The organism is Arthrobacter sp. 9E16 (assembly GCF_002929435.1).
Lineage (GTDB): Bacteria > Actinomycetota > Actinomycetes > Actinomycetales > Micrococcaceae > Arthrobacter_B > Arthrobacter_B sunyaminii.
This window is the reverse complement of the sequence record NZ_PJIU01000002.1, coordinates 1-13,665: the sequence shown is the minus strand read 5'-3', so window position 1 is coordinate 13,665 and position 13,665 is coordinate 1. Positions and strand designations below refer to the sequence as shown.

The 13,665-nt window shown below is 64.9% G+C and carries 13 protein-coding genes, 2 tRNA genes and 1 rRNA gene; 2 read left to right on the top strand and 14 right to left on the bottom strand.

Annotated elements, in window-relative coordinates:
- Positions 1-18: 18 nt before the first annotated feature.
- The 6 genes from CXR00_RS06775 to leuC form a co-directional block, all read right to left on the bottom strand.
- Positions 19-1,161 carry a D-alanine--D-alanine ligase family protein gene (locus CXR00_RS06775; RefSeq protein WP_258060416.1) on the bottom strand — a complete coding sequence of 381 codons (1,143 nt, stop codon included), beginning with the start codon at positions 1,159-1,161 and terminating at the stop codon, positions 19-21.
- A gap of 11 nt (positions 1,162-1,172) precedes the next feature.
- Positions 1,173-2,219, bottom strand: coding sequence for an NAD(P)H-dependent glycerol-3-phosphate dehydrogenase (locus CXR00_RS06770; protein ID WP_104053798.1), 1,047 nt, complete (start codon positions 2,217-2,219; stop codon positions 1,173-1,175).
- Positions 2,216-2,992, bottom strand: a complete 777-nt coding sequence (locus CXR00_RS06765) for a 1-acyl-sn-glycerol-3-phosphate acyltransferase (protein WP_104053797.1) — start codon at positions 2,990-2,992, stop codon at positions 2,216-2,218. The genes CXR00_RS06770 and CXR00_RS06765 overlap by 4 nt, the downstream gene beginning before the upstream one ends.
- Positions 2,993-3,000: 8 nt before the next feature.
- Positions 3,001-4,359 carry a UDP-N-acetylglucosamine 1-carboxyvinyltransferase gene (murA, locus tag CXR00_RS06760; protein WP_104054764.1) on the bottom strand — a complete coding sequence of 453 codons (1,359 nt, stop codon included), beginning with the start codon at positions 4,357-4,359 and terminating at the stop codon, positions 3,001-3,003.
- A gap of 268 nt (positions 4,360-4,627) precedes the next feature.
- Complete coding sequence (gene leuD / locus CXR00_RS06755) at positions 4,628-5,227, bottom strand: 3-isopropylmalate dehydratase small subunit (protein ID WP_104053796.1); 600 nt, start codon at positions 5,225-5,227, stop codon at positions 4,628-4,630.
- A gap of 9 nt (positions 5,228-5,236) precedes the next feature.
- The gene (gene leuC, locus CXR00_RS06750) at positions 5,237-6,709 is read right to left on the bottom strand and encodes a 3-isopropylmalate dehydratase large subunit (protein ID WP_104053795.1); all 1,473 of its coding nucleotides are present in this window, start codon (positions 6,707-6,709) and stop codon (positions 5,237-5,239) included.
- 144 nt (positions 6,710-6,853) lie between these two features.
- Between leuC and CXR00_RS06745 the strand changes: the two genes are divergently transcribed.
- Entirely contained in the window at positions 6,854-7,585 is a 732-nt protein-coding gene (locus CXR00_RS06745; protein WP_104053794.1) for an IclR family transcriptional regulator, read from the top strand.
- Positions 7,586-7,623: 38 nt separating this feature from the next.
- Positions 7,624-8,046, top strand: coding sequence for a potassium channel family protein (locus CXR00_RS06740; RefSeq protein WP_104053793.1), 423 nt, complete (start codon positions 7,624-7,626; stop codon positions 8,044-8,046).
- Between the two features lie 19 nt (positions 8,047-8,065).
- On the opposite strand, the gene thiL is transcribed toward CXR00_RS06740, so the two are convergent.
- From thiL to rrf, 8 genes are all read right to left on the bottom strand, one after another.
- On the bottom strand, positions 8,066-9,076 hold the full coding sequence (gene thiL, locus CXR00_RS06735) for a thiamine-phosphate kinase (RefSeq protein ID WP_258060305.1): 1,011 nt from the start codon (positions 9,074-9,076) through the stop codon (positions 8,066-8,068).
- A gap of 156 nt (positions 9,077-9,232) precedes the next feature.
- Positions 9,233-9,308, bottom strand: a tRNA-Glu gene (locus CXR00_RS06730).
- A 127-nt stretch (positions 9,309-9,435) separates the two neighbouring features.
- Positions 9,436-9,507, bottom strand: a tRNA-Gln gene (locus CXR00_RS06725).
- A gap of 120 nt (positions 9,508-9,627) precedes the next feature.
- Positions 9,628-10,368: an HAD family hydrolase gene (locus CXR00_RS06720; protein WP_104053791.1), complete on the bottom strand. Its 741-nt coding sequence runs from the start codon at positions 10,366-10,368 to the stop codon at positions 9,628-9,630.
- 4 nt (positions 10,369-10,372) lie between these two features.
- A complete protein-coding gene (gene gltX / locus CXR00_RS06715; RefSeq protein ID WP_104053790.1) occupies positions 10,373-11,887 on the bottom strand; it encodes a glutamate--tRNA ligase in 1,515 nt (504 codons plus the stop codon).
- 41 nt (positions 11,888-11,928) lie between these two features.
- Positions 11,929-12,543 carry a hypothetical protein gene (locus CXR00_RS06710; protein WP_104053789.1) on the bottom strand — a complete coding sequence of 205 codons (615 nt, stop codon included), beginning with the start codon at positions 12,541-12,543 and terminating at the stop codon, positions 11,929-11,931.
- A 2-nt stretch (positions 12,544-12,545) separates the two neighbouring features.
- Complete coding sequence (locus CXR00_RS06705; protein WP_104053788.1) at positions 12,546-13,319, bottom strand: fumarylacetoacetate hydrolase family protein; 774 nt, start codon at positions 13,317-13,319, stop codon at positions 12,546-12,548.
- Between the two features lie 122 nt (positions 13,320-13,441).
- Positions 13,442-13,558: ribosomal RNA gene (gene rrf / locus CXR00_RS06700) — 5S ribosomal RNA — on the bottom strand.
- Between the last annotated feature and the right edge of the window lie 107 nt (positions 13,559-13,665).

The window sequence follows — 13,665 nt, the reverse complement described above, 5'->3', positions numbered from 1 at the left end:
CCTGCCTACTGTGCCGCGTCAGCGCAGGCCGGTTTTACGCTCCAGTGCCAGCGAAATCAGTTCATCAATCAGTTCCGTGTACGGCAGGCCTGACTTTGCCCACATCTGCGGATACATGCTGATCGGCGTGAAGCCGGGCATGGTGTTGATTTCGTTGATGATCAGGTCCCCGACCGGGGTGTAGAAGAAGTCCACTCGGGACAGCCCTTCGCCGCCAACGGCTTCAAAGGCCAGGCCAGCCAGGTCGCGGACCCGTGCCGAAATGTCCTCCGGCAGGTCCGCCGGACAGCTCAGCTCGGCGGCGGCACCGTCCACATATTTGGCTTCGAAGTCATACCACTCGTGCTCGCCGTGCTGCACCGCAATTTCACCCGGCGAGCTGGTCCGGGGATCCTCGGTGCCGCGGCCCTGCAGCACAGCCACTTCAATTTCACGTCCGACGATGCCGGCTTCCACGACTACCTTGGGATCGTGTTCACGTGCCGTCTCGATGGCGGCACGCAGGTCCGCCGGGTTGGTGACGCGGGTGATACCCATGGAGGAACCGCCGCGCGCCGGTTTGACGAACAGCGGGAATGCGAGCTTGGAGGCCCGCTCCAGGCAGGCCGGAGCGTCCTTCTCCCACTGCCGGTCGGTGATGACCTCGTACGGCCCCACCTTCAAACCGGCTGCCTCAAACACCACCTTCATGTAGTGCTTGTCCATGCCGACGGCCGAAGCCAGCACACCGGCCCCCACGTAGCGGATGTCCGCCATTTCCAGCATGCCCTGCAGGGTTCCGTCTTCACCGAACGGGCCGTGGAGTACCGGGAAGACAACGTCGACGCGGCCCAGGCTGCGCGGCAGCGTATCCTCCGCGTGGACCACCAGTTCCGAGCCCGTGCCGTCCGCGGACAGGACAACGCTCTGCTCGCCGGCAACCACTTCCGGGAGGGATTCCGAGCGCAGGGACCAGGCTGCGGGATCAGCGGACACCAGCGACCACTGGCCGTTGCGGGCAATGCCCACCGGAACGACGTCGTACTTGGTCCGGTCAATGGCTTCCAGGACGCCGGCTGCGGTCACGCAGCTCACCGCATGCTCGCTGGAGCGGCCGCCGAAGAGGACGGCCACCCGGGGGCGGCGTCCTTCGATTTCGCCGTCTGTTGTCTCGGAGAACAGGGGATTTATGCTCACTGCGCGTGCACACTTTCGGATTTTAGCTCGCGGGACAGCAGGCGCGGCCCCAGTTCATCAACGGAGATGGCGCCCTGCAGGACGGCCACAACGTTTTCGGTAATGGGCATGTAGACGCCCAGCTGGGTGGCGCGGTCCAGGACCGCCTGCGCGGACTTGATGCCCTCGGCGGTCTGCTTCATGGACGCGTTGACCTCGTCCAGGGTCAGGCCCTGCGCCAGCAGGCGGCCCGCCGTGTGGTTGCGGGACAGCGGAGAGGAGCAGGTGGCAATCAGGTCACCCATGCCGGCCAGGCCGGACATGGTTTCCGCGTCTCCGCCCAGGGCCAGCGCCAGCCGGGTGGTCTCGGCCAGGCCGCGGGTCATCACGGAAGCCTTGGTGTTGTCCCCCATGCCCTTGCCTTCGCAGATGCCCACGGCGAGGGCAATAACGTTCTTGACGATTCCGCCGATTTCCACGCCCACCACGTCGGTGTTGGTGTACGGACGGAAATAGGGTGCGGTGCAGGCCCTGGCTATCCAGGCGGCGGTTTCCAGGTCCGAGCAGGCGACCACCGAGGCGGTGGGCTGCCGGTCGGCGATTTCCATGGCCAGGTTCGGCCCTGAAATCACCGCAACCCGTTCCTCGGGCCAGTGCAGTTCCTCTTCGATCACCTGGCTCATCCGGGAGTCGGTGCCCACCTCCAGTCCCTTCATCAGGGAGACGACGACGGCGCCTGCCGGGATGAGATGCCGGATGCTGCGCAGCTGGGCGCGCAGTGTCTGGGCCGGAACGGCCAGCACCACCAATTCGGCGCCGGCCAGCACTTCTGCCGGATCCGCGGACGCGGTCAGGTTCGCCGGCAGGACCGTGTCCTTCAGGTATTGGCTGTTGCGGTGCCGGTCATTGATGTCAACGGCAATTTCCGGACGCCGTGCCCAGACCCGGACGTCGGTTGCCCGGGAGGCACCGGCGTCGGCCACGATCTTCGCGAAGGTGGTTCCCCAGCTTCCGGCTCCGAGGACCGCCACCACCTGCGGGTGTGTGTTGCTGCGCCAGCTCATTTTTTGTCCGTTCCGTCCTGCTCAAAGTCTTTGTGCTGCTCAAAATTCCTGCCGATGACTGCCTGGCCATGGACGGCCGGATCCCAGCGGGTGGCAGGAGGGGTTTCATCCCGCAGTTCCGCCACCTGTGCGGTCACGGCGGCCATGATGCGCTCAGTGGCAGTATCCAGCAGGGTCTTGGTCATCGGCTGCCCCCGCAGGTCCGAAAGGTCCACGGGTTTGCCCACCCGAATCCGTACCGTCTTGCGCGGGAACGGATGGATGCGCTTGCTGTAGCGCGGAAAAACGGCTTCGGCTCCCCAGTGCGCCACCGGAACCACAGGGGCTCCGGTCTGCAGGGCGAGCCGGGCTGCGCCCGTGCGGCCGCGCATCGGCCAAAGGTCCGGATCCCGGGTCAATGTGCCTTCGGGGTAGACAATGAGCGCCCCGCCGGCATCGATGACTGTCCGGGCGGCCTTAAGGGACGCCGAAGCGCCGCTGGTGATGCGTTCAACGGGCACCTGGTTGGTGGCGCGCAGGGCGGCCCCCAGCACCGGCACCTTGAACAGTGAAGCCTTCGCCAGGTAGCGGGGCATGATCTTCTGGTTGTAGAAGAAGTGCCCCACCACCACCGGGTCGATCTCCGTCACGTGGTTTGGGCAGGCAATGAACCCGGTGTCCCGGGGAAGGTTCTCCAGCCCTTCCCACTGCTTGCGCATCAGGAGGTTCATGACCGGCCTCATGCTCCCCGCCAGCAGGGCGAAGGCAACGCGTGACTTGATCGACTCAGCCATGGCGCCGGTTACTCGGCGCCGGCTGCGGCAGCAACCGGTCCGGCCGGCGCTGCAGCCACATCGAAGTCGGCGCCGAGGCCTTCCAGCTTGTCCAGGAAGTGCTCGTAGCCGCGGTTGATGAGTTCAATTCCGGTGACGCGGGAGGTTCCCTCGGCGGCCAGGGCCGCGATCAGGTGGCTGAACCCGCCCCGAAGATCCGGAATGTCAATCTCGGCGCCCTTGAGCTTTGCCGGACCGGAGATGACGGCCGAGTGCAGGAAGTTCCGCTGTCCAAACCGGCAGGGTACGCTGCCGAGGCATTCCCGGTGAACCTGGATGTTTGCCCCCATGCGGATGAGCGCGTCGGTGAAGCCAAACCGGTTCTCGTACACGGTTTCGTGAACAATGGACACGCCCTGCGCCTGGGTCAGTGCAACCACCAGCGGCTGCTGCCAGTCGGTCATGAAGCCCGGATGGACGTCCGTTTCCAGGACCAGCGGGTGCAGTGCGCCGCCGGGGTGGTAGAAGCGGATGCCTCCGTCGTCGACGTCGAAGGCGCCGCCGATCTTGCGGTAGGTGTTCAGGAACGCCGTAAGGTCCTGCTGGGAGGCACCTTCCACGTAGATGTCGCCCTTGGTGACCAGGGCGGCGGAGGCCCAGGAAGCGGCTTCATTGCGGTCCGGCAGGGCCCGGTGGTTGTAACCGGTCAGTTCGGTAACGCCCTCGATGCGGATCACCCTGTCGGTCTGGACAGTAATGATCGCGCCCATTTTCTGCAGGACGGCAATGAGATCCAGGATTTCCGGTTCCACGGCGGCACCGCGCAGCTCGGTGATGCCGGCGGCTTTCACCGCGGTCAGCAGCACCTGCTCGGTTGCGCCGACGCTCGGATAGGGAAGTTCCAGCTTGGCACCGGTGAGTCCCTTGGGCGCGGAAATGCTGATGCCGCCGGGGCGCTTTTCCACTACCGCACCGAAGTTCCGCAGCATTTGCAGGTGGTAGTCAATCGGGCGGTCCCCGATTTTGCAGCCGCCAAGGTCAGGAATGAAGGCCTCGCCGAGGCTGTGCATCAGCGGCCCGCAGAGCAGGATCGGAATGCGGGAATCGCCGGCGTGCGCGTCAATGTCCTTGGACGCTGCCGTTTTGGCGTTCTGTGGATCCATGGTCAGGTCCCCGGTGACGGGATCCTTGGTCACTTCAACGCCGTGCAGCTGCAGCAGCGAGGTAACTACCTCAACGTCCTTGATTTCCGGAACGTTGCGCAGCAGTGAAGGGCTGTTGCCCAGCAGCGCCGCAACCATGGCTTTGGGAACGAGGTTCTTCGCTCCGCGGACGGGGACTTTTCCTGTGAGAGGAACTCCACCACGGATGGTTAGAACGCTACCCATGAACACCTAATTTCTTTATCTGGATTGCCCCAACAGCAAAGAGAGACTGCACTCAAGCATAGGAGCAAGCGTCCACATACTGAAATATCGCCGCCCCGCCGGAGGGGCTTTTTTCCGCAGCCCTGCACGTGGTCGCGGCCACGCATAAGGCGCCGGTTCTCCGCATGGGAAAGGCGATAGGCCCCCCGGATGGGGGGCCTATCAATGATACTGAGCGGCCAACCGCGACACGAAACCGGAGCCGGGGAAATATCCTTGGCGGGACTGTTTAGGTGCGCGCCGGAAGCGTTGTCGGCTTGAATGCCGGGCGCAGTGACTCGAAATGTGTGATATCCGACTCGGTGCGCAGCGTCAGGGAAATGTCATCCAATCCCTCGAGGAGCCGCCACCGGGTGTATTCATCAATGGAAAAAGGTGCGGTGACCGATCCGCAGATTACTGTGCGGGCTTCGAGATCCACCGTCACTTCCGTTCCCGGTGAGTGTTCAAGCACCTTCCAAATGAGTTCAATGTCATCCTGCACCAGCTGGGCAGCCACCAGGCCCTGCTTGCCGGCATTGCCCCGGAAGATGTCCGCGAAGCGGGAGGACAGCACCGCCCGGAAGCCGTAGTCCTTCAGGGCCCAGACGGCGTGCTCGCGGGAGGAACCCGTGCCGAAGTCGGGTCCGGCCACCAGGACGGATCCGGCACTGTACGGCTCCTTGTTCAGGATGAAGTTCTCGTCCTTGCGCCAGGCGGCAAAGAGCGCATCTTCGAATCCGGTCCGGGTGATCCGCTTGAGATAGACGGCGGGAATGATCTGGTCGGTGTCCACGTCGCTCTGGCGCAGCGGCACGCCGATGCCGGTGTGGGTGGTGATCTTCTCCATGGCGGGCTCCTAGCGAGCTGACTGGACGGATGCGGCGGCGGCGAAGCCGGCAGTGCCGGGGACGGGTTCAAGGTCCGAAGGGGAACTGAGGGTTCCTCGGACGGCGGTCGCCGCGGCAACCACCGGGGAGACCAGGTGCGTGCGTCCGCCCTTGCCCTGCCGGCCTTCGAAGTTGCGGTTGGAGGTGGAGGCGCAACGCTCCCCCGGGGCCAGCTGGTCCGGGTTCATGCCCAGGCACATGGAGCAGCCGGCGAAGCGCCACTCGGCGCCGAAGTCCTTGAACACCCGGTCCAGCCCTTCGGCTTCCGCTTCCAGCCGCACGCGGGCGGAGCCGGGAACCACCATCATCCGAATGTTGGGGTCCTTTTCCCGTCCGCGGATGATGTCCGCGGCAATCCGCAGGTCCTCGATCCGGCTGTTGGTGCAGGAGCCCAGGAACACGGTGTCCACGCGGATGTCCTTCAGCGGCGTCCCCGGAGCCAGGTCCATGTACGTCAGGGCACGTTCCGCCGCGGCCCGGGCGTTCTCATCGGCAAAGTCCGAGGGGTACGGAACGGATTCCGAGAGCGAGACACCCTGGCCGGGGTTGGTGCCCCAGGTGACGAAGGGCTCCAGCGCGTCCGCGTCCAGGAACACTTCGGCGTCGAACACGGCGTCGTCGTCCGTCTGCAGCGACTTCCAGTGCTCCACGGCGGCATCCCAGTCCGCGCCCTGCGGTGCGTGCGGCTTGTCCTTCAAGTAGGCGAACGTAGTCTCGTCCGGCGCCACCATGCCGGCGCGGGCGCCTGCTTCGATGGACATGTTGCAGATGGTCATGCGGGCTTCCATCGACAGGGACCGGATGGCGGATCCCCGGTACTCCAGCACGTAGCCCTGCCCGCCGCCGGTACCGATCTTGGCAATCACGGCCAGGATGACGTCCTTGGACGTGACGCCGGGGCGCAGGGTTCCTTCAACGTTGATGGCCATGGTCTTGAAGGGTTTCAGCGACAGCGTCTGGGTGGCCATGACGTGTTCCACCTCGGAGGTGCCGATACCCATGGCCAGGGCACCAAACGCACCGTGGGTGGAGGTGTGCGAGTCGCCGCAGACCACGGTCAGTCCGGGCTGGGTGAGGCCCAGCTGGGGACCCACCACGTGCACGATGCCCTGCTCGGCGTCGCCGAGTGGGTGCAGCCGGACGCCGAATTCCGCGCAGTTGGCGCGCAGTGTTTCGATCTGGGTGCGGCTGACGGGATCGGCAATGGGCTTGTCGATGTCCAGGGTGGGGGTGTTGTGGTCCTCGGTGGCAATGGTGAGGTCCGGGCGCCGCAGCTTCCGGCCCGCGAGGCGCAGCCCTTCGAAGGCCTGCGGGGACGTTACCTCGTGGATGAGGTGAAGGTCGATGTAAAGAAGATCCGGCGCACCGTCTTCACCTTTGACGACAACGTGCTCGTCCCACACCTTTTCCGCCAGCGTCCTGCCTGCTGCGTGCTTACCCATGCCAGATACTCCTTGTGAAGTGTCTTCCGCGGACCGTAAAAAATACGGCCGCGCAAAGCCGATGGTTTAAGAGAACCAGCCGCTGCAGCCGGGGCGCCAGTTTTTCAATTTGCATCTCAAATATTGAGACGGCAGTATCAACTTATGGACATAACTGAAAGCGCGGCCAGCGGCGTCGGCGTTATTGATAAAGCGGCCATGGTGCTGGATGCGCTGGAGGCCGGCCCCACCACCCTGGCCCAGCTGGTGGCCGCCACCGGACTGGCGCGTCCCACGGTGCACCGCCTCGCCGTCGCGCTGGCCCACCACCGGCTCGTGGGCCGGGACATCCAGGGGCGCTTTGTCCTGGGCGGACGGCTCGTGGAGCTCGCTTCCGCGGCCGGGGAGGACCGCCTGATCGCTGCGGCCGGTCCCGTACTGCTGGCCCTGCGTGATGCCACCGGCGAGAGCTCGCAGGTTTTCCGCCGGCAGGGCGAATGGCGGGTCTGTGTGGCCTCCGCGGAACGGCCGATCGGACTGCGGGACACCATTCCCGTGGGCACGCAGCTGTCCATGAAGGCCGGATCCGCCGCCCAGTGCCTGCTGGCCTGGGAGGATCACGACCGGCTCCTGGAAGGCCTGCACAACGCACGGTTTACCCCCACAGTACTGGCCGGGGTGCGGCGCCGCGGCTGGGCGCAGAGCCTGGGGGAACGCGAGCCCGGAGTGGCCTCCGTGTCCGCCCCCGTCCGCGGGCCGTCCGGCCGGGTCATTGCGGCCGTATCCATTTCCGGTCCCATCGAGCGCCTGACCCGCCAGCCCGGCAGGATCCACGCCGAAGTGGTGGCCAAGGCGGCCGCGCAGCTCACCGAAGCGCTGCGGAAGACCGCCGACTAGCCCTATTCTGGGACTCTTCCCGACGCCGAGGAGTTCCCATGAAACGGCTGCGCCTGCTGTGGAACATTGTCCGGGTCACCAGCGCCGACTACGTCTTTTACGGGTTCCTGGCCGTCCTGGCGGCGGCCGCTTTTGCGCTGCCGCGGGTTGAAGCCGGCATCCCCACGTTTGGTGACGCCCTCTGGTACCTTTTTGTCTCCTTTACCACCATCGGTTTTGGCGACTTCTCCGCCGTAACGACGGCGGGACGGCTGGTCACCGTGGCGGTGTCCCTGTACGGGATCCTTGTGGTTGCCCTGCTAACGGGCATCATCGTGGGTTTCTACAACGAATTGCTGAAGGTGCGGGCCAACACCTCGCTGAACGAGTTCGTGGCCGAGCTGGAGCACCTGCCGGATCTGTCCCGCGAAGAGCTCCTGGCACTGGCGGAAAAGGTCCGGAAAAGACACATCCTGCGGTAGCGTCCCCCCTGCCGGTTGCTCAGCCGGCGAAGTGGTCCCAGCCTGTCGCGGGCGGGGCCTGACCGCCGAAGGTGACGCCTTCGCCGTCGTGCACCGCGCCTATCCGGACAAAACCCTCGGGCAAAACGGCGTCCGGCGGGAAGGCTGCCAGGAGGCCGTGGTCCTCTCCCCCGCCCAGAACCCATGACAGCGGGTCGGCACCGAGCCGGACCGCCGCCGGCGCCAGAGACGCAGCTCTGGTGCGGAGGTAGCCGGCGTCGAGGTCGATGCCCACTCCGGAGGCGCGGGCGATCCGGCCGGCGTCGCGCACCAATCCGTCTGAGACATCCAGCATGGCTGTGGCGCCGGCGGCCGCCGCGTCAGGCCCTGCACCGGTTCGCGGCAGCCGCGGGCGGCACTGCGCCATCACGAGACCGGCAAGCTCCTGATCACCGGCTCCCCCGGGATCCGACATGTCAAAGCTGCTTTCCAGCACGGCGAGGCCGCCGGCAGCCAGCCCCAGGGCCCCGATGTGGGCCAGAACGTTCCCCGGGCGGGCTCCGGAGCGCAGCACAGGTGCCCGGCCCTCCAGATCACCCGTGACGGCGGCTGTGACGACTATCTGGCTGCCGCGGCCCAGGTCTCCGCCCACTACGGAGCACTGTTCTGAAGCCAGGGCCGAGATGCCGGCGGCAAGTCCGTCGGCGAGGTCCTCCACCCATTTCACTTCCGTGCTGCCGGGCAGGGTGAGGCTGACAACCAGTGACGTGGGGACCGCGCCCATGGCGCGGATGTCGGAAACGTTCTGCGCAACGCACTTCCAGCCAACATCGAACCCCGTGGTGCGGTAACCGGAGGGCCAGAGCAGGCGGAAGTCTGCATCCTGTACGAGGGTGTCAATGGAAATCACGGTACGGGAATCAGGTGCGGCAATAACCGCGGCGTCATCACCGGGTCCCAGCAGCGCCGTATCCGCCCCCAGGCGTGGAAAAATCAGGGCAAGGAGGGATTTTTCATCCAGGTCCGCCACTATGGGCACATTCAGAGGCACGGGGAATTCCTTTTGAATTAACGTCGCGGAACGCATCGGGTTCCAGGCTGGAAAGCTATCTCGGTCCTGCTTGGCCGTTCTTCCCGGAGGTTTTCCATGGTGCCATATCCGGACAACAAAAAAGCCAGCTCCGGAGAAACTCCGAAGCTGGCTAAATGGTGACCCCAGCGGGATTCGAACCCGCGTTACCGCCGTGAGAGGGCAGCGTACTAGGCCGCTATACGATGGGGCCATGTACAAGCAGTCTGCCCCTAAAGGCGTCTTGCTTCCTTTTTGCTCAATCTGGAAATTGAACTCAATAAGTTTTTCATACTTACTGCTGATCTTCAAATTGATAATCGCTTATCAATTGAGAACCGCTGGGATACCAGGACTCGAACCTAGAATGTCGGTACCAGAAACCGATGTGTTGCCAATTACACCATATCCCACTGCGCTTTTCCGGCCGCTTCGGAGAACTTTTTCCCCGCTGCAACCCCTCAGCACGAGATATAACTATACACGGGTTCCGGGGGAAGCACAAAACGCGTCCCTGGCCCTTCCGGCCGCCGTCAGCTCCCCACCAGAGCCGCCACCTCGCTGAGGGACCGCACGGTGCGGAAATCACCGTCCGCGGGTGCGTCACTTTCCTGGCGCACCGGTGACGGGTTCTCCGCCCGGTCGAGCCAAATCCCCTGCAAACCGGCGGCGCAGGCCCCCACGGCGTCAACGCGCAGATTGTCCCCTATATAGAGGGTCTGTCCGGGCTCGGTGCCGAGCAGGCGGACCCCTTCCAGGAAGATTGCCGGGTCCGGTTTGGCCGCCCCGACGGAGTCGATGCCCACCAGGACCTCGATCCGCTGCAGGCCGGCGGCGTCGAGCTTTGACCGCTGGTAGTCGTGGACGTTGTTGCTCACCGCGCCGTAGGGAATACCGCGCATATCCAGCTCGTCGAGGAGCGGAACCACGTCATCGAACGCCCGAAAGTGCAGGGGCAGCATTTCCTCATAGGCTTCGTTCCACATTCTTGCAGCGTCGCTGTCCAGCGGCGCCAGGCCTGCCTGCTCCCGGGCATGCTGCACCCGCAGCACCCGCTGGTCGGCAAAACTCAGGTGTCCGGCAAGGTAGGCGTCGTAGTGCCCCTGCGGGTCAGCGGCGAAAAGGGACGTGTAGGTGTTCCAGTCCGCCGGGGTGAAGTGCGCCAGGTCCTTTTCACCGAGTCCCTGAAGCGTGGTGCCCATGGCCGCCTGCAGGTCCACGAGGGTCTCGTCGATGTCGAAGAGGACCCCGCGGACCTGCGGGCGCAAAGGCATGGACCTAGCCTGCGTTCCGGAAGGCATTCAGGCGGGCCAACGAGGAGTCCTTGCCCAGGATCACCATGGATTCGAACAGCGGCGGCGAGATGCGCCGGCCGGACACGGCGGTGCGGACCGGACCAAAGGCCTTGCGCGGCTTGATGTCCATCTCCTCCACCAGGGCAGTGCGCAGCGCTGCCTGGATGTTCTCGGCCGTCCAGTCAGTAACCGGTTCCAGCGCAGCGATGGCGGCGTCCAGCACCTCGGTGAGGTTCTCGGGCAGGCCCTTCCGTGCGTCGTCGGCCACGTCAATGGCGTCGTCGGCCTTGAACAGGAAAGCGAGCATCTCCGGAGCCTCACCCAGCAGGGTGATGCGTTCCTGGACCAGCGGGGCGGCCTCGGTGAGGATTTCCTCTTCGCGGGCGGTCAGGGTCTCCCCCACCAGCCCGGCCTGCCGCAGGTACGGCACCAGCCGGTTCCGGAAGTCTTCGGGATCCAGCATCCGCACGTGGGTGCCGTTGATGGCTTCGGCCTTCTTGATGTCAAAGCGGGCCGGGTTGGCCAGGACGTCGTGGATGTCGAAGTGTTCCACCAGCTGGTCAACGGTAAAGATGTCCTCGTCCGCGGACAGGGACCAGCCCAGCAGGGAGAGGTAATTGAGCAGGCCCTCGGGGATGAAGCCGCGTTCGCGGTGCAGGAAGAGGCTGGACTCCGGGTCGCGCTTGGAGAGCTTCTTGTTGCCGCCGCCCATGACGTAGGGCAGGTGGCCGAAGAGCGGCATGTACTGGGCGACTCCGACGTCGATCAGGGCCCGGTAAAGCGCAATCTGGCGCGGGGTGGAGGACAGCAGGTCCTCGCCGCGAAGCACGTGGGTGATGCCCATGAGCGCATCATCCACCGGGTTCACGAGCGTGTAGAGCGGGGCGCCGTTGGCGCGGACCACCACAAAGTCCGGAACGGTGCCGGCCTTGAAGGTGATTTCGCCGCGCACGAGGTCGTTGAACGTGATGTCCTCATCGGGCATGCGCACGCGCAGCACCGGCTGCCGGCCCTCGGCCTTGAAGGCTTCGATCTGCTCAGGCGTCAGGTCGCGGTCATAGTTGTCATAGCCGAGCTTGATGTCGCGGCCGGCGGCACGGTGGCGGGCCTCGATCTCCTCCGGCGTGGAGTAGGACTCGTACAGATGGCCGGCGTCCTTGAGCTTGGCGATGACGTCCTGGTAGATCTCACCGCGCTGGGACTGGCGGTACGGCTCATGCGGGCCGCCCACGTTGACGCCTTCATCCCAGGTGATGCCCAGCCAGTCCAGGGCGTCCAGAAGCTGCAGGAAGCTCTCTTCGCTGTCACGGGCGGTGTCGGTGTCCTCGATGCGGAACACCATTTTTCCGCCGGTGTGCTTGGCATAGGCCCAGTTGAACAGGGCGGTCCGGATGAGGCCCACGTGCGGGGTTCCGGTGGGTGAGGGACAGAACCGCACGCGCACTGGCGTGTTGTCATCGACGGTGGGCAGGTCGGCAAGTGAAGGCAGGTTAGTCATGATGCTTCCAGTTTAGTCTCTTGCCGTGTCCGCCCGGACGATTACAGGCTGTAAGTCAGCAGCCAGAGGAAGACACCGCCGCCGGCCAGCACGCCAACGGCTGCTGCGGCACCGGTTTTGACGGTGTGTCCGCGGCCGCTGATCACGGCGGCAACGCAGACGCCAGCAACGGCGGCAGCCAGGACCGCACCAGCCGCTCCCGGAAACAACAGGAAGAGAAGGGCCGGAAGCACGACGGCGGCGGCGGCGTAGGTGACATCCGCCCATTCCAGCCGGGCGGCCTTGGAGACCGCCGCGGTCAGGGCATAGGCCGCGATCATGCCGAAGACGACGGCGGCCAGTGCCCGCGGCCCGTCGGTCCAGCGGACAACGCGAAGCACCATGAACGCAGCTCCGAACGCCCCGAGGATTATGGGCGGGGCCCCCAGCCGGTTGAGGCCTCGCCGCAGGTCTCCGCGCTTATCCAAAACCGTCACCAGCGCCCACGGAAACAGGGCAATCAGCACGGCTGACCCAACACCCCAGACCAAGGCGGTGGCGCCGTCGTCATTCAGGAAAGGGGCAGCGAGCAGGGCAGCCGCCCACACGGCGCCGGGCGGCAAAAAGCGCCGGACCAGGGCAAGGCTGCGCACCGGTCCGGCGCTGGGGTTGCTCATTCTTAGCTGCGGGCGGTGTTCGAGAGGCGGCCGATGCCTTCGATGGAAACCTCGTAACGTTCCCCGTCGGAGATGAGACCTACACCTGCCGGCGTGCCCGTGAGGATGACATCGCCGGGCAGCAGGGTAAAGGCCTGGGAGACGTAGGAGACAAGTTCCTTGACACCCCAGACCATCTGGCTCGTGTTCCCGTCCTGCACCAGCTCACCGTTGAGGTAACCGCGGACGGCCACATCGTCAGTGTCCAGGTCGGTTTCAATCCAGGGGCCGAGGGGGCATGAGGTGTCAAAGCCCTTGGCACGGGCCCACTGGCCATCGGTGCGCTGGGCATCGCGTGCGGTCAGGTCATTGGCGCACGTGTACCCGAAGACAACCTCGTCCACGCGGTCCAGCGGCACGTCCTTGCAGATCCGGCCGATGACGACGGCGAGTTCGGCCTCGTAGGAGATCTCGTCCGAGAAGGCCGGCAGCACAATGGGATCGTTGGGGCCGATGACCGAGGTGTTGGGCTTGAGGAACATCAGCGGAGCAGGCGGAACTTCACCGCCCATTTCGGCTGCATGGTCGGCGTAGTTTTTGCCGATCCCCACCACCTTGCTGCGGGGAATGATGGGTGCCAGCAGCCGGACATCTTCCAGCTTGTGGCGCTCCCCCGTCAGCTGAACGCCGGAGAAAAACGGATCGCCCTTGATGACGGCAATTTCTTCCTGGCCCTCGTCTCCGTCCACGACGCCGAACGCTGGGTCACTGTCTTGTACAAATCGAGCAATACGCATGTTCTCAAGCCTAGTAGAAGATTGCCCGGTTACGCTCCCGCGATGCGGGGTAAAAACAAGCTCCTGTTAAACAAGTTGGGCCCCGCAACCATGCGGGGCCCAACTCTCTCTACCGAAATATTGTCCGGCGGTGACCTACTCTCCCACACCCTCCCGGATGCAGTACCATCGGCGCAGTGGGTCTTAGCTTCCGGGTTCGGAATGGGACCGGGCGTTTCCCCCACGCTATGACCGCCGTAACCCTACCACCCACACCACCAGCCAAAATACTCCTGGTGGAGGGGAAAACAATGGGTCACAACCAAACACGTTCAACCGTGCCTGTCATGAAAAAGTATCCACGCGT

Excerpts from the sequence above, each read along its gene's own strand:
- CXR00_RS06770 (WP_104053798.1), bottom strand. The coding sequence starts at position 2,219 with ATGAGCTGGCGCAGCAACACACACCCGCAGGTGGTGGCGGTCCTCGGA.
- CXR00_RS06765 (WP_104053797.1), bottom strand. The coding sequence starts at position 2,992 with ATGGCTGAGTCGATCAAGTCACGCGTTGCCTTCGCCCTGCTGGCGGGG.
- murA (WP_104054764.1), bottom strand. The coding sequence starts at position 4,359 with ATGGGTAGCGTTCTAACCATCCGTGGTGGAGTTCCTCTCACAGGAAAA.
- leuD (WP_104053796.1), bottom strand. The coding sequence starts at position 5,227 with ATGGAGAAGATCACCACCCACACCGGCATCGGCGTGCCGCTGCGCCAG.
- leuC (WP_104053795.1), bottom strand. The coding sequence starts at position 6,709 with ATGGGTAAGCACGCAGCAGGCAGGACGCTGGCGGAAAAGGTGTGGGAC.
- CXR00_RS06745 (WP_104053794.1), top strand. The coding sequence starts at position 6,854 with ATGGACATAACTGAAAGCGCGGCCAGCGGCGTCGGCGTTATTGATAAA.
- CXR00_RS06740 (WP_104053793.1), top strand. The coding sequence starts at position 7,624 with ATGAAACGGCTGCGCCTGCTGTGGAACATTGTCCGGGTCACCAGCGCC.
- CXR00_RS06720 (WP_104053791.1), bottom strand. The coding sequence starts at position 10,368 with ATGCCTTTGCGCCCGCAGGTCCGCGGGGTCCTCTTCGACATCGACGAG.
- gltX (WP_104053790.1), bottom strand. The coding sequence starts at position 11,887 with ATGACTAACCTGCCTTCACTTGCCGACCTGCCCACCGTCGATGACAAC.
- CXR00_RS06710 (WP_104053789.1), bottom strand. The coding sequence starts at position 12,543 with ATGAGCAACCCCAGCGCCGGACCGGTGCGCAGCCTTGCCCTGGTCCGG.
- CXR00_RS06705 (WP_104053788.1), bottom strand. The coding sequence starts at position 13,319 with ATGCGTATTGCTCGATTTGTACAAGACAGTGACCCAGCGTTCGGCGTC.